This is a genomic window from Streptomyces sp. NPDC001380 (assembly GCF_042895785.1).
Classification (GTDB): domain Bacteria; phylum Actinomycetota; class Actinomycetes; order Streptomycetales; family Streptomycetaceae; genus Peterkaempfera.
This window is the reverse complement of record NZ_JBIAWP010000001.1, coordinates 37,046-56,015: the sequence shown is the minus strand read 5'-3', so window position 1 is coordinate 56,015 and position 18,970 is coordinate 37,046. Positions and strand designations below refer to the sequence as shown.

The following is an 18,970-nucleotide window of genomic DNA, read 5'->3' as shown; positions in this document are numbered from 1 at the left end:
GGGCGGTGGGCGGGGCCCGGGACCCCGACCCCCCCCGCGCCGGGGGCGGGGCCCCCCGCCGGGGGGGGCGGGCCGGGGGCGCGGGGCCCGGGCGCGCCGGCCCGGGGCCCCGGCGCCGTCGCCGCCCGCGGGCGTCCGCCCGGCTGCCCCCGGGGTGCGGGGGCCGCCGGCGTCTCAGCAGGCGAGTCCGGCCGTCCTGGCCTCGCCCGCCCCCGGCGAGAAGCGGAACAGCCCGCTGACCCCCGCCACGTCCAGCAGGCGGGCGGGCTGGTCGTGCACGCCGGCCACCACGAGCCGGCCGTCGGAGCCGGCCAGCAGCCGGCGCAGGTCGAGCATGAAGTGCAGTCCGGCGGCGTCCATGAAGGTGACCCGGGACAGGTCGAGGCGGACCGCCGCACCGCCGGGCAGCGACGCGGCGGTACGGCTGAGGGTCGGCCGGGTGTCCACGTCGATCTCGCCCTGCACGGCGATGACGGTCTCGTCCCGGTCCTGTTCCATGACCACGGTGAGGTTGAGCATGTCCGTCCCCCTCTCGGGGTCGGAGCCACGACAGCGGCACCTCGCCGGGGCGCCGCCGAAGCGCGCGGTGTCTTCCGCACGCGGTCCAGCGAAGAACCCGCACCGCGACCGGGCCGGTCGTGCCGACCGACGGACGCCGACCGCAGAGCGGCGCGGGGCACCTGCCAAACCAGGCTGGTGTCCCCCCACCGTCCCACACTCGCCCGGGGAAAGCCATGTTCCCCGCCGGAAGGGCCTTCCGGCCCTAGAGTGGTGCCGTTCCGTCCTCATATGCGCACCTCCTCCTCCCTCCGCGGCGGAGAGGACGCCCCGGCTGTGGAGGTCCCCGTGGCCCAGCGCCCGCACTGGCTCTTCGGCGACCAGCTCGGGCCGCACTTCGCCGCGGCCCCCGACCCCGCGGCCGGCGGCTCGGCGGCGGGCCCGGACCCGGACGCGCCGCTCGTCATGATCGAGGCCCTCTCCGTCCTGCGGCGCCGCCGCTTCCACCGGGCCAAGGCCCACCTGGTGCTCTCCGCCATGCGCCACCGGGCCGCGGAACTCGGCGACCGGGTCCGGTACGTGCAGGCCGACACCTACCGCGAGGGGCTGCGCAAGGCCGTCGGCGACGCCGAGGTGACGGTCTGCCACCCCACGTCGCGCCGGGCGCTCGGCCTGGTGGAGTCCCTGCCGCAGGTCCGCGTCCTGCCCGACCGGGGCTTCCTGGTGCCGCACGCCGACTTCGCCGCCTGGGCGGACCGGGGCGGCCGCCGCCTGCTGCTGGAGGACTTCTACCGCTGGGTGCGGCAGTCCCACGACCTGCTCATGGACGCCGACCGGCCGGTCGGCGGCCGCTGGAACCTCGACGCCGACAACCGCGAGCCCCCGCCCCGCGGCCGCGCCGTGCTCGGCGTCCCCGCCCCCTGGGAGCCGGCCGAGGACGCGGTCGACGAGGAGGTCCGCCGCGACCTGGACCGCTGGGAGCGCGCGGGCGAGGTCCGCTTCGTCGGCCGCGACGGACCGCGCCGGTTCGCCGCCACCCGGAGCGAGGCGCTGGCCGCGCTGGAGCACTTCGCCGAGCACCGGCTGCCCTCCTTCGGCCGCTGGGAGGACGCCGTCCTGGCCGCCGACCCCGTGATGAGCCACAGCCTGCTGTCCGCGCCGCTCAACCTCGGGCTGCTCCACCCCGCCGAGGTGGTCGGCCGCGCCGAGCGGGCGCTGCACGACGGCACCGCGCCGCTCAACAGCGTCGAGGGCTTCGTCCGGCAGGTCGCCGGCTGGCGCGAGTACGTCTGGCACCTGTACTGGCACTTCGGTGAGGACTACCGCGGCCGCAACGAGCTGGGGCACGGCGCGCCGCTCCCGCAGTGGTTCCTCGACCTGGACGCGGACGCCGTCGGGGCCCGCTGCCTGTCCACCGTCCTCGCGCAGGTCCGCGACACCGGCTGGACCCACCACATCCCGCGGCTGATGGTCCTCGGCAGCCTCGCCCTCCAGCGCGGCTGGGACCCGGCCGCGGTCACCGACTGGTTCCACCGCTGCTTCGTCGACGGCTACGACTGGGTGATGCTGCCGAACGTCGTCGGCATGTCGCAGTACGCCGACGGCGGCCTGATGACGACCAAGCCGTACACCTCCGGCGGCGCCTACATCAACCGGATGAGCGACCTGTGCCGCCCGTGCCCGTACCGGCCGCAGGAGCGCACCGGCGAGCGGGCCTGCCCGTACACCGCCGGGTACTGGGCGTTCCTGCACCGCCACCGCGAGCGGCTGGCCCGCAACCACCGCACCGCGCGGGCCGTGCACGGTCTGGACCGCCTCGCCGACCTGCCCGAGCTGCTCGACGCGGAGGCGCGCCGCGGGGACGCCGCGCCCTGATCCTGCGGCACGCGCCCGCGCGCACGCCCCCGTCCTGCGTGTCCCGCCCGTGCGGCCCCGCCCACCAGCCCGCGGTGCCCGGGCCTACCAGCCCGCGGTGCCCGGCGCGCCCTTGAAGGGGCCGGTGACCTCGGAGGTGATCCAGCCGCCGTAGAAGTCGCCCTCCTGGGGGACGACCTCCTCGCCGGCCACCGTGCAGCGGCCCACCCGTGACGGGTAGAAGGCCAGGTGGTCCCGGATCGCCTCGAAACCGCGGGAGGGGTCGGGGTAGCTCCACGCCGCGTCGGCGGACTCCTCGCCGCCCGCGACCAGGTCCCAGTAGACGGCCTGCCCCTTCCACTCGCACCAGCTGCGCCGCCGCGACGGTCGCAGCAGCCGCGCCGCCACGTCCTCCCGGGGGATGTAGAAGACGGGCGGATGGCTGGTCTCCAGCACCCGCAGGGCGCTGCGGGTGTCCGCCACGGTGACGCCCGCGAACTCCACCGTCACCCGCTCGGGCGAGGGCCGGACCGCCGGGGGGCGCGGGTAGTCCCACACCGACTCCGGCCGGCGCTCCTGCGGCTCCCCCGACCGGGCGCTCACCGGGCACCTCCGCGCCGTCCCCGGCCGTCCGCGCCCGGGTTGCGCCGGGCGATCGCGGTGTTGAGCGCCGTGGCGAAGCCGGTCCACGCCACGTACGGCAGCAGGGCGGCGCCCGCCCGCCGGTCGGCCGCCCAGGAGCGCCGCAGCAGGTCGGCGTTGGACGCCTGGAGGGCCGCGATCTCGGCCACCGCCGCGCGGGGCCGGCGGGCGCGGAAGAACACCCACGTCCACCCCGCGTTGAGCAGCATGTTCCCGGCGAACGCGGCCGCGTACCGGCGCCGCGCCGGCCCGTCCAGACGCGGCAGGACGCGGTACGCCGAGTAGGCGATCAGCGTGTACACCGGCGTCCAGACCAGGCCGAACGCCTGCGGCGGCGGCTGCCAGGACGGCTTCTCCAGGCGCCGGTACCAGGCGTCGTCCGGCGTGGTCGCCGCCGCGCCGGCCGCGGCCGTGGCCGCGACCGCCGCTGCGGGCAGCAGCCGTGTCGTCGTGTGCAAGGGATCCCTCCTCGACTCGGACCCTGCTCCTACCCGGCCCCCGCCCCGCCGCCACCTCACCCCGGGCCGCCGTCGCCGTCCAGCCACTCGATCCGCTGGACCACGTGCGCCCCCACCGACATCTCGCGTCCCCCGCCCTCGGGGCGGAAGTGCACCCAGTGCCCCTCGACCCACGCCTCGCCCACGAGGTGGGTCACGGCTGCGTCGGGCCCCACCGTCTCGCCCTTGCGGCAGTACATGACGGCCTTCGCCCACGTCTTCTTCGTCATGCCCCCAGCCTCGCGGCACCCGGCCGCCTCCTCCACCGGGACTGCGCCGCCCGGACCGCACCGCCGTGACGGCGCCGCCGTGACCGCGCCGCCGTGACCGCGCTGCCCGGTCGTGCCACCGGGACCGTGCCGGGCCGGGCCCGGGCCGCGGGTGCCGTCCGGGACGGGCGCGCGAGGCGGGCGCGGGTGACGGGCGGGGGAGGGGAAGGGGGAGGGGAAGGGCGGGGGAGTGGCGCGGACTGACGGGGGGTAGGGTCGCCTGCACCCGCCTCCGGCGCCGCCGGGGCCGCGGAGGCACACGCGTACGGAAGGATGCCCATGGTCGCCGTGGAGAGGACGCTCACCGTCGCCGGTCCGGTGGAGGAGGTGGTCCGCTACCTCCAGGACTTCTCCCGCACCGAGGAGTGGGACCCCGGCACCGTCTCCTGCACCCGGCTCGACGAGGGGGAGGTCCGGGAGGGGGCGACCTGGCGCAACGTCTCCCGGTTCCGCGGGCGCACCACCGAGCTCACCTACCGGCTGGTCCGCCTGGAGGCGCAGCGGCTCACCTTCGTCGGCGAGAACAAGACCGTGACCTCGGTCGACGACCTCACCTTCCGGCCCGCCGCCGACGGCTCCTCGACCACCCTCACCTACCGTGCCGACCTGCGGTTCAAGGGTCTGGCCAGGCTCGCCGCGCCGTTCCTGCGGCGCGACATCGAACGCCTCGGCGACGAGGTCGCCCGGCAGCTGCCCGAGGTCCTGGCCCGCCGCTGACCTGACCCGCCGCTGAGCTGCCCCGCCCCCGACCGGTCCGGCCGCGCCCCCGGCGCCCTCCGCCGCGGGGCCGCCCGGCGCCCGGTCAGCCGGGCACCTCCACCCAGATGCGCTTGCCGCCGGACAGCACCTCCACGCCCCACCGGCTGCCCAGCCGCTCCACGAGGTGCATCCCGTAGCCGCCGCCTATGCCGGGCTCGCGCTGCGCCGGCACCGCGGAGGCGTTCCCGTCGCCCACGACGACCCGCACCCCGCCGGGCAGCGCCCGCACCTCCAGCTCGGCGGGGCCCCCGGCGTGCCGGTGGGCGTTGGTCACCAGTTCGGAGACCAGGAGCAGCACCGCGTCCGTCTGCTCCCGCGGGCACTGCCAGCCGGCCAGCACCTGCCGGACCCTGCGGCGGGCCTCCGCGAGGGCCCCGCGCTCCCGGGGCACGTGCCACCGGTGGCGGGTGCCGACGCGGTCCCGGCCCGCCGCGGCGTCACGCATCGCGCAGTGCGTCGTCGACGGTGGGGTACTGGGGCAGGCGGTCGCGGATGCCGAGGGTGGCCAGGAGCTGGTCGACGGCCGGGCTCACGCCCACCAGCCGCACCCCGCCGCTCCGGGCCGAGAGGGAGCGCCACGCCCCGAGCAGGGCGTTGACCATCGAGGAGTCGCCGAAGCCCACGCCGCTCACGTCGAGGACGACGTACCGGGCGCCGTCGCGCAGCGCGCTGTCCAGCGCGCCCTCCAGCTCGTCGACGTTGTCGTGGTCGATCTCGCCCCTCAGCACGAGCAGCGCGCACGCGCCATGAGCCCGCGCCTCGACCTCGAGATCGCCCTCCCACGCCTGCTGCAATGCAGCACACCTCCAGATGCCACAGCAGCCTGCCCCCGTCGGGAAGCCGCGGTACGGACCGGGCCCTGCGTACGACCCGGCAGGGCCACCAGGGTAGTACGACACGGCCCGGTACCGGTGGAGAGGACCGGCCCGCCTCCGCGCCCGCCGGGTGCTGCGCCGCCGGTCAGAGGCGGTCGGCGCGCCCGCAGAGGGCCTCCAGCAGGTCCAGGGCCTCCCGCAGCCCGCGCGGCCGGAACGCACGCGCCGGGCTCCGCCGCCCTGCCCAGCCCGGACCCGCCAGCACCAGGGCCGGGCTCCACCGCGCCCCGCGCACGCCCCACGCGACGTCCTGCAGCTCCCGGACGACCTCCAGGCCGGCCGTGGGCCGCGTCTGCGACCACAGCACCACCGCGACCGGACCGGTCCGCTGCACGGCGTGCGCCAGCGCGTCCGGCGGCACGGAGGCGCCGAACATGCGCAGCGGCAGCCCCCGTTCGGCGAGCCCCGCCGCGACGGCCTCCAGCGGCAGCGTGTGCATCTCGCCGGGGGTGCAGGCGAGCAGGACGGGCGGTCCCTGGACGCGGCCGGAGGGCGCCGCGGCGACGCGCCGCAGCAGCGAGGAGACGTGCCACGACAGCAGGTGCTCCACCTCCACGAACCGCTCGCCGGACCGCGCCCACTTGCGCCCCACCGCCCGCAGCGCGGGCATGACCACGTCCTCCCAGGCGGCGACGAGGCCCTGCTCGGCCACGGCCAGGTCCAGGATCTCGTCGATCGTCGGACCGTCCAGCCGGACGGCGGCCCGTGCGAGGCCCCGGCACTCCTCGCGGGCCTCGCCCAGCGGCAGCGCGGTGCGCCCGCCCGGCCGCCGGGGGCCGGGCGGCGGACCCGGCCGCCGCCCCTCCCGCCCGGCGGTCCCCGCCGCCCCGGCCGCCTCCTCCTCCGCCCCGGGGGCCGCGGGTGCGCCGGGGGCCCCGTCCGCCGGACCCGTGCGGACCAGGCGGGCGGCCTCCGCGGGGGCCACCCCGGACGCGGTCAGGCGGCACATGCGCCGCAGGCGGGCCATGTCCTCCTCGGTCCACCGGCGGTGGTGGCCCCCCTCCCGCGCGGCGGGCCCGAGGCCGTAGCGCCGGTCCCAGGAGCGCAGCGTCGTCGGGGCCACGCCCAGCTGCTGGGCGGCCGCGCCCGTGGTGAGTCCGGCGCCTGCGGATGCGTCCATGCCCTCACCATACGACGCAACAACGACGCAAGTTGCCTCCGGCGCGCAGGCCTGACGATGCTGGGCGCGTCGGCGGTGCTGCCGTGCCCGGAGGCGGCCGCCGGACTCCAGCCGACCGGGCCGCGGCAAGGAGCGCCACCGATGGCACCGTGCGACCTCGCCACCACGGCGACGCCGGACCTGGCACAGGGGGTCCGCATCCAGGGGGACGCCGCGAGCGCCTGCGCGGCGGGCGCGCCCGGCGGCGACCTGCGGGAGGAGGACCGGTACGCGCCCGGCGGGTCCCGGGCCGACCCGCACGGACCCGACCGGCACGTACACGACCCCTGCAGCGCCGACCTCTGCGGCGCCGACCCCTGCTGCGACCACCTCTGCTGTGCGGACCCGTGCTGCCCCGGCCTGTGCGGGGACGACGCCTCCGACGGCTGCCCCGACGGCGACGACTGGTGGCTCAAGGCCGCCTACCGGCTCTGGTCCCCCGTCGTCCGCGCCGTCGCCCTGCGCGCCCTCGGGGACCCCTCCGACGCGGACGACGTCACCCAGCTCGTCTTCGTCGCCGCCTGGCGCGGACGCGCCGGCTACCGTCCGGACCGCGGCAGCCTCCAGTCCTGGCTGATCGGCATCACCCGCAAGAAGATCGCCGACGTGCAGGCCGCGCGGGCGCGACGGGACCGGCAGGCCCGGGCCGCCGCCCTGGCCGCGTCCTGGGCCGCCGAGGGCCCCCGCGTCGAGGGCGTCGTGGACCGCGTCCTCATCGACGGAGAGCTCGCCCTCCTGCCGCCCGCGGAGCGGACCGTCCTGGTGCTCGCCTACTGGGGCGACCTGACCCACACGCAGATAGCCGAGCGCACCGGCCTGCCCCTGGGCACCGTCAAGAGCCACGCCCGGCGGGGCCTGATGCGGCTGCGGCGGCGCCTCGCGGAGGAGGCCGTCCGCTCCGGCGCGTGAGCACGATCCGACGCGCGAACGACGCAAGTTGCCCTCCCGCCGCAGCCGACCGACCGTGGAGACGCGGGCCGGACGGCCCGCCCCCCGAGGAGGTGCCATGAAACTCCGCGACGAGATGCCCGTCGACCACCGGCTCGCCACCGTCTACCGGTACGGCGCCGGGGCGAGCGGCGTCGTCCTGCTCGTCTTCGGTTCGCTCGGATTCGCCGACCACCTCTCCTTCTTCGACACCCAGGGCTCGCCCCTCATGGGCATGTCGACCAACGGCCTGCTCAGCCTGGTCTCCGTCGTCGTCGGCTGCGCCCTGGTCGCCGGCGCGGCGGTCGGCGGCAACGCCGCCTCCACCCTCAACATGGCGGTCGGCGGCGCCTTCGTCCTCAGCGGCTTCGCGAACCTCGCCGTCCTGGACAGCTCCGCCAACATCCTCGCCTTCCGCATGCCGAACGTGCTCTTCAGCTTCGTCATGGGCCTGCTGATCGCCACCTTCGGCATGTACGGGAGGGTCAGCGGCGGGCTGCCCCACGACAACCCCTACTGGCGCAGCCGCCACCCGGACCGCGTGTCGCGCGAGCAGGAGGCCCGGGAGCGCGCCGCCCGCGCCGCCGTCCTCACCGCCGCCGCACCCGCCCCCGTCCTGCAGGCGCGCGGCCCCCGGCCGGACCGGGCGCGCTGACGCGTCCGCCGCCGCCGGGAGGGGGCCGTCCGCCGCTGGTACCGGCTCCGCGTGCGGTCCCCGGCCCGTGCCCTCCGGAGCCGGTCCGGCACACGGAGCCGGACGTGTGCGGAGCGGGCGCGGGTGGAACGCAGTGCATCCGAATGCACACCCCGCGCCGAATACCCGGTGACGAGCGACGGCTTCGGCGTCACACCGGCCGTCCGCTCCAGGCCCTCGCCCGCTGCTCTGCCGCCGCGGGCGGGGGCCGATCAGCCCCCGGGCACCCGTACCGCCCCTGACGTGCGCCCCCTTCCCGCCCCCGTCCGGGTCCTGCGGCGGGCCGCCCACCGGTGCGGGCCCGCCCGGCGTGCCGCCGCCCGCCGCACGGCCGTAACCCGCCGCACCGCCGGACGCCGCACCGCCGTCCGTGCGTCCGGCGGCACCGCCGGACGCACCGCGGCCCGCACCGCCGGTCACGGCGCGGGCTCCCCGCGTCCCGTCCCGACGTGCTCCGCCGCCACGGTCCGGCCCGTCAGCCTGCGCAGCCGCCGGTTGCGCAGGCCGCGCCGCTCATCCGCCGTCATGCCGCCCCACACGCCGTCCTCCTGCCCGGTCCGCAAAGCCCACTCCAGGCAGTCCCGGGCCACGGGGCAGCCGGCGCACACGGCCTTCGCCTCGGCCAGTTGGACCAGGGCGGGCCCGGCGCTCCCCACCGGGAAGAACAGGTCGGGGTCCTTGTCCACGCATGCCGCCGTCCGCCACCACCACATCTCCGCCTCCTTCCGCCGGCCCGGCCGTCCCGCTGCGGGCCCCGGTGGCCGGGGCCCCGATGGCGCGGACGGAGCAGGCAGACCGCCCGCGCACCCCCTCCCCAGGTTGATTCGCCCGGATCGTCCCCCTCGGATGCGCGCAGGGGTGTGAATCGGGGAGCCCTGCGGGCGGCGTCCCCGGCGCGGCCGGCCCGCGGCACGGCGTGGCCCCGGCCGTGCCCCGGCCGTGCCGTGCCGGCCCGGCGTCAGCCCCGCGGCGCCCCCATGGCCGCCAGCAGCCGCGGCGCCGCCCAGGCGGGCCCGCGCCCCCGCACCGCCGCGCCCAGCGCCGCCAGGCCCGCCGGAGGCGCCGCCAGGAGCCCGGCCACGGCCCGTCCCGCCGCCTCCGGCGTCAGCGCGTTCGGGTCCAGGCAGACCCCGGCGCCCGCCCGCTCCGCGTCGTGCGCGATGGCGAACTGGTCGCTGGAGAACGGCAGGACCAGCGCCGGCACCCCCGCGTACAGGCACTCGGTGAAGGAGTTGTTGCCGCCGTGGTGCACCATCGCGTCGGCCAGCGGCAGCAGCGCCCGCTGCGGCACCTCCGGTGCGACCGCCAGCCGCCCCTCACCGGCGCCGCCCGGTGCGGCGAGGTCCGCGAGGGACGCCGTCCTGCCCCCCGCCGCCGCGACCACCGCCGCCTGCGGACAGTGCCGCAGCACGCCCTCCACGACCGTCCGCAGCACGTCGTCGCGCGCCGACAGGAAGGTCCCGAGCGCCACCAGCACCAGGCGCCGCCCGCCCGCCCGCAGCCGGTCCGCCTCCGCCCGCCAGTCCCCGGGCAGCGCGGGCGCCGCCTCGCCGGCCGTGCTGCAGTGGCCCAGGTACAGGGCCTCGGGGCCCTTCGGCGGCTCGGGCAGCCACGGCAGCGGCGGGTAGTTGTACAGCACCGCCTCCGGCGAGGCCAGGGCGAACGCCCGGCCCGGGGCCGGGCGGTCCGGCGCCGCGCGGGCCGCCTCCTCGGCGAAGAGCGCGGTGAACGCCGCGTCGTTCCCCCGTGCGGCGGCCGTCAGCGCCGCCAGCTCCTCCGCCGGCGGCCGCACCGCCCGCGGCCACGCCGCCGGGACGCCGAAGTACGCGTCCGGACCGGTCGGGATGTACCCGGGGTGCCCCGGGCAGAAGGTCGCGTACCGCAGGCCCAGGCAGTGCAGGGCGAGCGTCACCGGGTAGCTCAGCTGGTCCACCACGTACCAGTCGGGCCGCAGCCGGGCGTCCAGCCCCGCCAGCGCCGCGCGCACCCCGGCCGGGTCCGCCAGCATGTCCGCCCGCCGGTGGCGGGCCTGGGTGAGCAGCGCCGGCACCGCGCCCGCCCGTGTCGCCTCCAGGAACTCCGCCAGCCGCGCCGCCTCGCCCGCCCCCTGCTGCGTGGTCTCGGCGATCCCGGTGTTGGCGTTCCGCGTCACCGTCAGCGGCGCGAACCCCGCCCCCGCCTCCTCCGCCAGGACCTCGAAGCCCGGCGCGCAGGCGAACACCGCCTCCGCCCCCGCCGCCCGCAGGGCGGCCGCCAGCACCGCCAGCGGCTGGGCGTGGGACCGGAACGGGGGACTGACCACGACGACCTTCGGCACCGGCGGCCTCCTCGGGCGCTGACGGGACGGATGACGGCACCGGCCACGGCACCGGGGGCGGGGGCCGGCGGCCCCGGCGGGGACCGTCGCCCACCGGAACCGGGGACCGGCGCCCGGCGGGAACCGCCGGCAGCGGCCTCCGACGGGAGTCGGCATGCTACGGCCCGCCGCCGTCCGCGCCGCGCACCCCGCGCTGTGACATTCCCCGCCGCGCCGCGTGCATCCGCCCGACCCCGACGGAAAGAAGACCGGATGCAGCCCTCACCCCACCTCCCCGGGAGCCGCCGTGCCCGACGCATCCGCCGCCGCCGCCGTCCGGCCCGTCCCGCCCGTCCCGCCCGGCCGCCTCCCGGCGCCCGCGCGCCCCGCCCCCGCGCCGGCCGCCGACCCGGACCCGCTGGCCGCACTGCGCGCCCGCTTCTACCGGCCCGCGGCCGCCCCCGCCCCCCGCCGGGCGGACGGGTGCGAGGGGCCGCTGCTGCGCCTGGCCCGCCCCGAGTACGAGGCCCCGGAGGACCCCCGCGACACGCCGGACGCCTCCGACGACGCCGCCGCCGCGCGTGTGCGCCGCGCCTGCCGCACCCGGCGGCCCCTGCACCCCGCCGAGCTCGCCGCCCACCTCCAGGGGCCGCCCCCGCTGCGCACCGCCGCCGCCGAGGCGTGGCCCGCCGCCCTCGCCGCCCACGGCTCCCACGCCGGCGCCGCGGCCCTGCGCCGCCGCCTCCTGGCCGGCCCCGGCCCCGGCGCGGCCGAGGCCCTCGACCTGGCCGACGCCTGGCGCCTGCGGCCCCTCGGTCCCGCCGAGGCCCGGCTGCTCGCCCCCGCGCAGGGCGGTACGCCCGCCGACCGGGCGCTGCGCCACGCCGTGTGGCGCTACCTCTCCGGCCTGCCCGCCGGAGCCGCCCACCTCCCCGACCCGGCCCTCCACGAGGACGACCCGTACGAGCGGCTGCTGCTCGCCGCCGCCGCGTGCCGCCGCGCGGCCCGCCCCGGCGCGCCCGGGTCCGCCCTGCGCACGGCCCTGCCCGCCGCGCCGCCGCCCGCCGGCGGGGCCGTGGTCGCCCAGTCCATGCTGCTCGGCCGCCTCGACACGCCCGGTCAGGGCCTCAGCGGCGGCCTCAGCGTGCTGCTCTCCTCCCTCGGGGACACCCTCGCCCGCACCCCCGGCATCGGCCTCGCCCTCACCCTGGTGGCCGCCGACCGGACCGCCCTCGCCGCCGACCCCGTCCTGCTGCGGACCGCCGCCGAGCCCGGCCACCGGGTGCTGCGGCTGCCCGTCGACACCGACGGGCCGCTCGTCCAGGAGGCCATGCCCGAGCACCGCGCCGCGCTCGCCTGGTGGGCCGAGCAGCTCCTCGGCCTGGCCGGGGCCGTCCCCGACGTGGTGCACGTCCGGTACGCCGACGACGGCTCGCTCGCCGTCGCCGAGGCCGCCCGCCGCCTCGGCAGCCGCGTCGTCTTCACCGCCACCCCCGACCCGCACCGCTTCCTCGCCGCCCGCCACGGCCGCGCCGCGGACTCCGACCCGCAGGCCGCCGCGGCCCTCCGCCAGGACCTGCACCGGGTCTTCGCCGCCGACCGGCTCGTGGAGCGCGCCGACGCCGTCGTCGGCATAGGGGGCCGCGCCGGCGGCCCCGAGGAGCTGCTGCGGTACTTCCCGCAGCTCGCCGACGGCCACCGCGGACGCCTCCCGGCCTCGCCCCCCGAGGGCATCGCCCCGCACCGCCCCGCCCCCGGCGACGCCGAGGAGCAGCGCGCCCTGCTGGCCCGCCTGTACGCGGGCGGCCTCGCCCCCGAGTGCCTGGACCCGCAGGCCCGCGACCTGCCGCTGCTGCTCAGCGTCGGGCGCCTGCACCCCGTCAAGCAGCAGCACCTGCTGGTCGAGGCGTGGCTCGCCGCCGGCCTGCACCGCCGCACCGCGCTCGTCCTCGTCGGCGGCGCCGCCGAGCGCCCCTCCGAGGCCGAGTCCGCGATGCGGCGGCGGATCGCCGACCTCCTCGAGGCCGTCCCCGGCGCCCGCCGCCGCTGCGCCCTGCTGCCCGCCCTGCCCAACCGCTCGGTGCGGCTGCTGGAACGGGCCCTCGCCTCGCCCGCACGCCCCGCCCCGGCCGTGTACGTCTGCCCCAGCGCCAAGGAGGAGTTCGGCCTGGCCGTCCTGGAGGCCATGGACGCCGGGCTCGCGGCCGCCGGGCCGCTCCGCGGCGGCGTGCCCCACTACCTGCGCCACGGCGCCAACGGCTGGCTGCTGGACACCTCCTCCGTGCGCACGCTGGCCGACGGCCTGGAGGACCTGCTCGCCCTGCCCGCGGCACGGCTGCGGGCCCTGGCCGAGGAGGGCCGGCGGACCGTGCGCCGCGACTACTCGATCACCGCCATGGCCGACCGGCTCGCCGGGGAGTACCTGCGCCTTGCCGAGGAGTCCCGGGAGGCCGTGTCGTGACGGCCCCGCCCCGGCCGCCGGCCCCCGGCGCGCCGCCGCCCCCCGAACCGGTCACCGCCCTCCCGCCGCGCGGGCTGCGCCGCACGCTCCTCACCCAGTGGTGGCGCCACCTGGTCTTCGTGCACTGGCCGGTGGAGCCGCGGGCCGTCGCGCCGCTGCTGCCCCCGGGCACCCGCCCGGACGTGCTCGACGGGGTGACGTACGTCGGCCTGGTGCCGTTCCGCATGGAGCGGCTGGGCTTCGGCGGCGGCCCGCCCGTCCCCCTGCTCGGCACCTTCGGCGAGATCAACGTCCGCCTCTACAGCGTCGACCGCCGCGGGCGCCGCGGGGTGGTCTTCCGCACCCTGGACTGCACCCGGCTGCTCCCGGTGGCCGTCGCGCAGCTCGTCTTCCGGCTGCCGTACCGCTGGGCGTCCATGCGGCTGGAGACCGACGGCGGCGAGGTGGCGTGGACCAGCCGCCGCATCGGCGGCGGCGCGTCGGCCCGGGTCCGCGTCGCGGTGGGGGAGCGGATCGGGCGGCCCGGGCCGCTGGAGACCTTCCTCACCGCCCGCTGGGGCCTGCACACCGACTGGTACGGCCGCACCCGCTACCTGCCCAACCGCCACCCCGAGTGGCCGCTGCACCGGGCCCGGCTGCTGGAGTGCGACGAGGACCTGGTCGCCGCCTGCGGCCTGCCCCGGCCCGACGGCCCGCCCGCGAGCGTCCTGTACTCGCCGGGCGTGCCCGTCCGCTTCGGGCCGCCGCTGGAGGTCTGACGGACCGTCGGCCCCGGTCCCGGCCCGGTCCCGGCCGCGGCCGGGACCGGACGGTTCCGGGCCGGCCCCCGGGGGCCGGCTGCTAGAATGGACACGTCAGCCTTCGGCCCGGCCCGTCCGTGCGCCCGGAGGCTTTTTTCATGACCTCCGACCCATCGGCTCCCCCCGCGCCCGCCACCACCGGCTACCTCGGCCTGCTCCGCAACCGCGAGTTCGCCGGCCTGTACGCCTCCTTCACGTCGACGGTCGCCGCGAGCACCCTGTCGGGCCTCGCGCTCGGCACCCTCGTCGACCACCGGACCCGCTCGCCGTTCCTGACGGCCGTGAGCATGTACGGCGCCACGTTCGCGACGGTGCTCGGCGCGCTGACGCTGATGTCGGTCGCGGACGGGGGCCGCCCCCGCCGCACCCTCGTCGCGCTCCAGTGCGTCGCGCTGGCGGGCGCCGCCGCGCAGGCGGTCCCCGGGCTGCCGCTCGCCGCCCGGTTCGGGCTGCTGCTGGTGCTCGGGTTCTTCCAGTCCCTGGGGACCGGCACGCGGATGGGACTGCTCGCCGAGGCCCTGCCGGCCTCCGCCTACGCGCCCGCACGCTCCCTGATGAACATCACCTCGGGCGGCACCGCCGTCCTCGGCTACGCGCTCGGCGCCCTGCTGCTGCGGCACCTGGGCCCGCAGGGGCTCTTCCTGGCCGCCGCGGTCCTCGGCGGACCCGGGCCGCTCGTGCTGGCGGCCACCGTCCGCGAGCGACCGGTCCGGCTCGACCGCCGCCCCGGGCTGCGGCAGACCTGGACGGCGAACACCGCGCTCCTCTCCCGGCCCGGCCCGCGGGCGCTCCTGCTGAACCTGTGGGTCCCCAACGGCCTGGTCGTCGGCTGCGAGGCCCTGCTCCTCCCCTACGACCCGGGCCACGCCGGCGTGCTCCTGGCCGCCGGATCGGCGGGGATGCTGCTCGGGGACCTGGCCGTCGGCCGGCTGCTCACCGCCGACCGGCGCCGCCGCTGCGCGTTCCCGCTGCGGCTGCTGCTCGCGGCCCCCTACCTGCTGTTCGCGGCCCACCCGCCCGTCCCGGCCGCGGCGGCCGCGGTGTTCGCCGCCGGTACCGGCTTCTCCGCCACCCTGCCCCTGCAGGAGCGGCTCCTCGCCCTGACCGGCGCCCCGGTCCGGGGCCAGGTCCAGGGTGTCGAGTCCGCCGGGCGGATGGCCTGGCAGGGCCTCGGCGCCGCGATCGCCGGCGGCCTCGCCCAGCACCTCGCACCCGGTACGGCGATCGCCGCCGTCGCCGCGGCCTCCGTCGCCGTCACCGTCGCCTCCCGGCCCTTCGTCGTCCGCGCCCGCGCCCTCGGTGCGGAGGGGCCGCCCGCCCGGCGCGCCGGCGGCTGACGGTCCGTCCGGGACCGTCGCGCGGTGCGCAGCACGTCGTCGGGGCCGTGTCCCGGCCGAGGGCCGGGCGGCCGGCTTCACGGTGTGCGGGGTTCCAGGCCTTGGAGGACGATGTCCACCGCGTCGGCGATGCCGGGCAGCGCGGTGGGGGCGTCCCGGTCGGGCGGCCCGGGCGGATTCATGGCCATGCCGAACAGCAGGGCGAGCAGGACGACGGCGCTGTGCTCGGGGTCGGCGTCGGCGCGCAGCCGGCCGAGGCCCTGTTCGGCGCGCAGGTACTCGGCGAGCCGTCCCGGGGGGCCCGGCAGGGCGCCGGGGGGCGGGGCGACGCGGGCGAGTTCGGGGTCGGTGAGGACGGCCAGTTCGAGGGGGAGGATGTCGGCGCGCAGAGCGGCGAGGTGGGTGAGGCAGTCGGTGAGGTTGGCCTTGACGGTGGCGGTGCCGGCGCGTGCGGGCAGGGTTTCGATCCGGTCGACGACGTGCTGGTTCTGCTGCAGGACGGCTTCGGCGAAGAGGGCGGCCTTGTCGGGGAAGTGCCGGTAGAGGGTGCCTTCTGCGACGCCGGCGGCCTGGGCGATGGCCCGGGTGGTGGTCTTCGCGTAGCCGAGTTCGCCGACGAGCCGGATGGTGGCGTCGACGAGCTTGGCCCGTGTGGTGGTGCCGCGGGAGGCCATGGCGCGTTCCCCTTCGAGGTGAGTGGCGGGCTGCGGATGCTCCTGTGAGGTCACGAGCGCCCGTCCGGCCGCGTGCGTGATGATGCTCCCGGTGGGCCGGCACATCCCCGACAGGACGGTCGGAACGTCAGTCGTTCGGAGGGTCGGACCCACCGGCAGCGCCATCACGTACATCATCCCTGTCAGTCGGTGATGTCGCGGCGCCTGAACACGGTGAGTGCGACGCCCAGGCCCAGAAGGGTGTAGAGGGCGCCGAGGGCCAGGGCGGTGCCGTAGGGGATGTCGCCGGTGCCGCCCCGGGCGAGTGCGCCGAGGGTGGCTCCGGGGGTCCAGTCGGCGATGGCGTCGAGGGCGGCGGTGACGACCGCTTCGACGACCAGGACGTAGCCGACGCCGACGGAGATGGAGACGGCCGCGGAGCGGGTGACCAGGGCCAGCGCCAGTCCGATGACGCCCCAGACGAGCAGGGTGGCGAACAGGTTGAACCACGCGCCCGCCAGGGTCGGGACGATGTTCCGGCCCCAGGCGGAGGCGTCGATGTCCGCGCTCTGTGCGGCCACGGGGGCGATGACCAGGTCGGCGACGAGCGCCACCGTGGTGACGGCGGCCGTCCACAGGGCCAGCGCCCCGGCCTTGCCCAGCAGGAGCCGGACGCGGTCGGGCTGGGCGGAGGCGGTCAGCCGGATCAGGCCGCTGCTGTAGTCGCCGGCCGTCACGATCGCCCAGAACGACAGGGCGACCACCCCGTACATGCCGGCGGCCGAGGACAGTCCTGCGGTGATGCCGTCGGCCGCCTGCCACTGGTCGAGCGTCGGGAAGGAGACCCCGGGACCCGCCGTGGGCCCGGTGGAGGAGGAGCCGACCACCTGCGCCATGACCATGTTGATCATGACGGTGAAGAGGACCGTCAGGCCGGACCAGCCCAGCACGATGCCCTTGCGGCGGGTCCGCAGGAGCTCGCTGCGCACTGCGTTGATCATGACGCCTTCCGTTCCGCAGCCGCGGCGCGGGCTGCCGTGAGGTCCTGGTCGCTGCTGCCGGTCATCTCCAGGAAGATCTCCTCCAGACTGCCGCGGACCGGGGTCATCGACCTGAGGGTGATGCCGCCGCGGGCGGCGCTCCGGTTGAGTTCGGCGCCCTGGCGTTCGTCGGCCGCGACGCTGAGCCGCCCCCCGGGGACGCGCTCGACCTGCCAGCCGTCGGCCGACAGCAGCGCGTGCAGGGGTGCGGTGTCCTGCGCGTGCTCCGCCGCGATCTCGATCCGCTGCCGCGTGCGGGCGAGCAGGTCGGTGACGGGGCCGGAGTAGACCAGGCGGCCGAAGCGGACGACCACCAGGAAGTCGCAGACGGTCTCGATCTCGGCGAGGAGGTGGGAGGAGACGACGACGGTCCGCCCCGCCCGGGCCAGGTCCGCGAGAAGCCCGCGGATCTCCACGATGCCCGAGGGGTCGAGCCCGTTGGTGGGCTCGTCCAGGATCAGCAGTTCCGGGTCCGGCAGCAGCGCCGCGGCGATGCCCAGGCGCTGCTTCATGCCCAGGGAGAAGCGCTTGACGGGCTCGGTGTCCCGTCCGGTCAGGCCGACGGTCCGGAGCACCTCGTCCACCCGCGACGGGGGCAGGCCCCGGAGCCGGGCCAGCGACATGAGGTTCGCGCGGGCCGACAGGCCGGGGACGAACGCCGGGTTCTCCACCAGGGCCCCCACCCGGTCCAGGTAGCGGCCGGGTGCGCTGATCGGCTCGTCCAGCACCTCGGCCGTCCCCGACGTCGGGGAGATCAGCCCGAGCAGCATGCGGATGAGGGTCGACTTGCCCGACCCGTTCGGGCCCACCAGGCCGATCACCCCCGCCCGCGGCAGCTCCAGCGTCAGATCCTCCAGGGCCGTGACCCCGCCGAAACGGCGGGTGAGCCCGGCCGTCCTGACCACACTCATCATTCCTCCAAAGCGTGTGAGCGCTCACTCACATAGTGGGCCGGAGGGGTCCGCTTGTCAAAAGGGGCCGGCCGGCTGCCGGTCCCGGCGGGGACGGGACGACCCGGACAGCCGACCGGGCGGCCGAGGCGGCTCCGGTGAGGAGGGGCAGGCCGGGCTGCATGCGGATGCCGGGCCTCCTCCGGTGGCAGGGCCCGGCTCACGCCGTCCGGGCCGCAGCCGGAGGCCGCCGTGGAGAGGGCGGGACGATCGGAACCGCTGACGGGCGCCCCGGCCCGCTGCGGAGAGCCGCGCGGCACTGCGCCGCGGCTCCGGGCGGGCAGGGCCTTCACCTGCGCACGGCCGCGCCGCGCTCCGCGGCCGCACCGGCCGCGGCGCGGTCACCTCGGGGTCACGACGCCGTCCCGGCCGTCACGCCAGGACGGCCAGCGCCCCCGGCAGGGCGCGGACGGTGACGGGCAGTACGGCCTCCACCTCGCCGTCGGCGCCGTACGGCACCGGGCGGTCGGCCTCGATGCGGACCTCGCGGCCGCGCAGCACCTCCACCTCGGGGCGGCGCACGTGGGTGCCCGACGCGAGCTCGTTCATCACGGCGAAGAAGAGCCGCCGGGGCACGTCCCGGACCACCACGACGTCCAGCAGCCCGTCGTCGAGCCGGGCGTCGGGGGCGATGCGGCGGCCGAAGCCGTAGAACGCCGAGTTGGCCGCCACCACCGTCCAGCAGCGCCGCTCGTGGACCTGCCCGTCCACGGTGATCCGGTAGCCGGCCGGCCGCCAGCCGAGCACCGCCCGCAGCGCGCCCGCGTAGTACGACGCCGCGCCGCCCAGCAGCCGGGACTCGTTGGCGTACCGGTTGGCCAGCGCGTCGACGCCCGCGTACACGCTGCCCAGCACGGCCGTCCCCCGGTGGACCGCGGACTCCACCCCGACCGCGTCCACCCGCCGGGGCTCCCCGTGCAGCAGCAGCTCCGCCAGCGCCGCCGGGTCGGACGGCAGGCCGAGCGCGCGGGCGAAGTCGTTGCCCCGCCCCGCCGGGACGAGGCCGAGTACCGCGCCGGTGCCCGCGAGGGCGCCCCCGACGCAGCCCGCCATCCCGTCGCCGCCGACCGCGAGGACGGTCCGGCCCCGCTCCGCGGCCCGCCGGGCGACCTCGCGGGCGTGGTCCAGGCCGCGGCTGTACTCCGTCTCCACCTCCGCCCCGGCCGCCCGCAGCAGCCCGGCCAGCGGGAGCAGGACGGACGCCCCCGCGGAGCCTCCCGCGGCGGGGTTGACGACGGCGGTGAACGGTCGCATGGGCG

The 18,970-nt window shown here is 78.0% G+C and carries 20 protein-coding genes; 7 read left to right on the top strand and 13 right to left on the bottom strand.

The genetic code is table 11. The features are described 5' to 3' along the window. Positions 1–174: 174 nt before the first annotated feature. Positions 175–519: an STAS domain-containing protein gene (locus ACFY07_RS00270; protein ID WP_390866642.1), complete on the bottom strand. Its 345-nt coding sequence runs from the start codon at positions 517–519 to the stop codon at positions 175–177. Between the two features lie 327 nt (positions 520–846). Here ACFY07_RS00270 and ACFY07_RS00265 point away from each other — a divergent pair, with 327 nt between their 5' ends. Then, the gene (locus ACFY07_RS00265) at positions 847–2,373 is read left to right on the top strand and encodes a cryptochrome/photolyase family protein (RefSeq protein WP_390866641.1); all 1,527 of its coding nucleotides are present in this window, start codon (positions 847–849) and stop codon (positions 2,371–2,373) included. Positions 2,374–2,457: 84 nt separating this feature from the next. On the opposite strand, the gene ACFY07_RS00260 is transcribed toward ACFY07_RS00265, so the two are convergent. The 3 genes from ACFY07_RS00260 to ACFY07_RS00250 are packed head-to-tail and all read right to left on the bottom strand — an operon-like array spanning position 2,458 to position 3,721. After that, positions 2,458–2,955 (bottom strand): DUF427 domain-containing protein, encoded by a 498-nt coding sequence (locus ACFY07_RS00260; protein WP_390866640.1) that lies wholly within the window; start codon positions 2,953–2,955, stop codon positions 2,458–2,460. Then, on the bottom strand, positions 2,952–3,452 hold the full coding sequence (locus ACFY07_RS00255) for a TspO/MBR family protein (RefSeq protein ID WP_230647904.1): 501 nt from the start codon (positions 3,450–3,452) through the stop codon (positions 2,952–2,954). The genes ACFY07_RS00260 and ACFY07_RS00255 overlap by 4 nt, the downstream gene beginning before the upstream one ends. A 56-nt stretch (positions 3,453–3,508) precedes the next feature. After that, a complete protein-coding gene (locus ACFY07_RS00250) occupies positions 3,509–3,721 on the bottom strand; it encodes a hypothetical protein (RefSeq protein WP_230647043.1) in 213 nt (70 codons plus the stop codon). A gap of 318 nt (positions 3,722–4,039) precedes the next feature. On the opposite strand from ACFY07_RS00250, the gene ACFY07_RS00245 reads away from it, so the two are divergent. After that, positions 4,040–4,477, top strand: a complete 438-nt coding sequence (locus tag ACFY07_RS00245) for an SRPBCC family protein (protein WP_230647041.1) — start codon at positions 4,040–4,042, stop codon at positions 4,475–4,477. Between the two features lie 85 nt (positions 4,478–4,562). Here the strand turns inward: ACFY07_RS00245 and ACFY07_RS00240 are convergent, their stop codons facing one another. From ACFY07_RS00240 to ACFY07_RS00230, 3 genes are all read right to left on the bottom strand, one after another. Further along, the gene (locus tag ACFY07_RS00240; RefSeq protein ID WP_390866639.1) at positions 4,563–4,964 is read right to left on the bottom strand and encodes an ATP-binding protein; all 402 of its coding nucleotides are present in this window, start codon (positions 4,962–4,964) and stop codon (positions 4,563–4,565) included. Next, entirely contained in the window at positions 4,957–5,313 is a 357-nt protein-coding gene (locus tag ACFY07_RS00235; protein ID WP_230647037.1) for an STAS domain-containing protein, read from the bottom strand. The genes ACFY07_RS00240 and ACFY07_RS00235 overlap by 8 nt, the downstream gene beginning before the upstream one ends. Positions 5,314–5,479: 166 nt before the next feature. After that, positions 5,480–6,514, bottom strand: a complete 1,035-nt coding sequence (locus ACFY07_RS00230; protein ID WP_390866638.1) for a MerR family transcriptional regulator — start codon at positions 6,512–6,514, stop codon at positions 5,480–5,482. Between the two features lie 141 nt (positions 6,515–6,655). On the opposite strand from ACFY07_RS00230, the gene ACFY07_RS00225 reads away from it, so the two are divergent. Together ACFY07_RS00225 and ACFY07_RS00220 are read left to right on the top strand one after the other, a co-directional pair. Then, a complete protein-coding gene (locus ACFY07_RS00225) occupies positions 6,656–7,462 on the top strand; it encodes an RNA polymerase sigma factor (protein WP_390866637.1) in 807 nt (268 codons plus the stop codon). Between the two features lie 97 nt (positions 7,463–7,559). Continuing rightward, entirely contained in the window at positions 7,560–8,135 is a 576-nt protein-coding gene (locus ACFY07_RS00220) for a DUF4383 domain-containing protein (RefSeq protein WP_390866636.1), read from the top strand. 455 nt (positions 8,136–8,590) lie between these two features. Here ACFY07_RS00220 and ACFY07_RS00215 read toward each other — a convergent pair whose 3' ends face one another. Then, positions 8,591–8,887 carry a WhiB family transcriptional regulator gene (locus ACFY07_RS00215; protein WP_230647030.1) on the bottom strand — a complete coding sequence of 99 codons (297 nt, stop codon included), beginning with the start codon at positions 8,885–8,887 and terminating at the stop codon, positions 8,591–8,593. Between the two features lie 245 nt (positions 8,888–9,132). After that, on the bottom strand, positions 9,133–10,491 hold the full coding sequence (locus tag ACFY07_RS00210) for a glycosyltransferase (protein ID WP_390866634.1): 1,359 nt from the start codon (positions 10,489–10,491) through the stop codon (positions 9,133–9,135). A gap of 286 nt (positions 10,492–10,777) precedes the next feature. Between ACFY07_RS00210 and ACFY07_RS00205 the strand changes: the two genes are divergently transcribed. From ACFY07_RS00205 to ACFY07_RS00195, 3 genes are all read left to right on the top strand, one after another. Then, a complete protein-coding gene (locus ACFY07_RS00205; RefSeq protein ID WP_390866633.1) occupies positions 10,778–12,931 on the top strand; it encodes a glycosyltransferase family 4 protein in 2,154 nt (717 codons plus the stop codon). Continuing rightward, a complete protein-coding gene (locus tag ACFY07_RS00200) occupies positions 12,928–13,689 on the top strand; it encodes a YqjF family protein (RefSeq protein ID WP_390866632.1) in 762 nt (253 codons plus the stop codon). Before ACFY07_RS00205 ends, ACFY07_RS00200 begins: the two co-directional genes overlap by 4 nt. 140 nt (positions 13,690–13,829) lie before the next feature. Continuing rightward, on the top strand, positions 13,830–15,068 hold the full coding sequence (locus ACFY07_RS00195; protein WP_390866631.1) for a hypothetical protein: 1,239 nt from the start codon (positions 13,830–13,832) through the stop codon (positions 15,066–15,068). 77 nt (positions 15,069–15,145) lie between these two features. Here ACFY07_RS00195 and ACFY07_RS00190 read toward each other — a convergent pair whose 3' ends face one another. From ACFY07_RS00190 to ACFY07_RS00175, 4 genes are all read right to left on the bottom strand, one after another. After that, on the bottom strand, positions 15,146–15,742 hold the full coding sequence (locus ACFY07_RS00190) for a TetR/AcrR family transcriptional regulator (RefSeq protein WP_390866630.1): 597 nt from the start codon (positions 15,740–15,742) through the stop codon (positions 15,146–15,148). A gap of 182 nt (positions 15,743–15,924) precedes the next feature. Continuing rightward, a complete protein-coding gene (locus ACFY07_RS00185; protein ID WP_390866628.1) occupies positions 15,925–16,722 on the bottom strand; it encodes a hypothetical protein in 798 nt (265 codons plus the stop codon). Then, positions 16,719–17,675, bottom strand: a complete 957-nt coding sequence (locus ACFY07_RS00180; RefSeq protein ID WP_390866627.1) for an ABC transporter ATP-binding protein — start codon at positions 17,673–17,675, stop codon at positions 16,719–16,721. The genes ACFY07_RS00185 and ACFY07_RS00180 overlap by 4 nt, the downstream gene beginning before the upstream one ends. Positions 17,676–18,083: 408 nt before the next feature. Further along, positions 18,084–18,965 (bottom strand): diacylglycerol/lipid kinase family protein, encoded by an 882-nt coding sequence (locus ACFY07_RS00175; RefSeq protein ID WP_390866626.1) that lies wholly within the window; start codon positions 18,963–18,965, stop codon positions 18,084–18,086. Between the last annotated feature and the right edge of the window lie 5 nt (positions 18,966–18,970).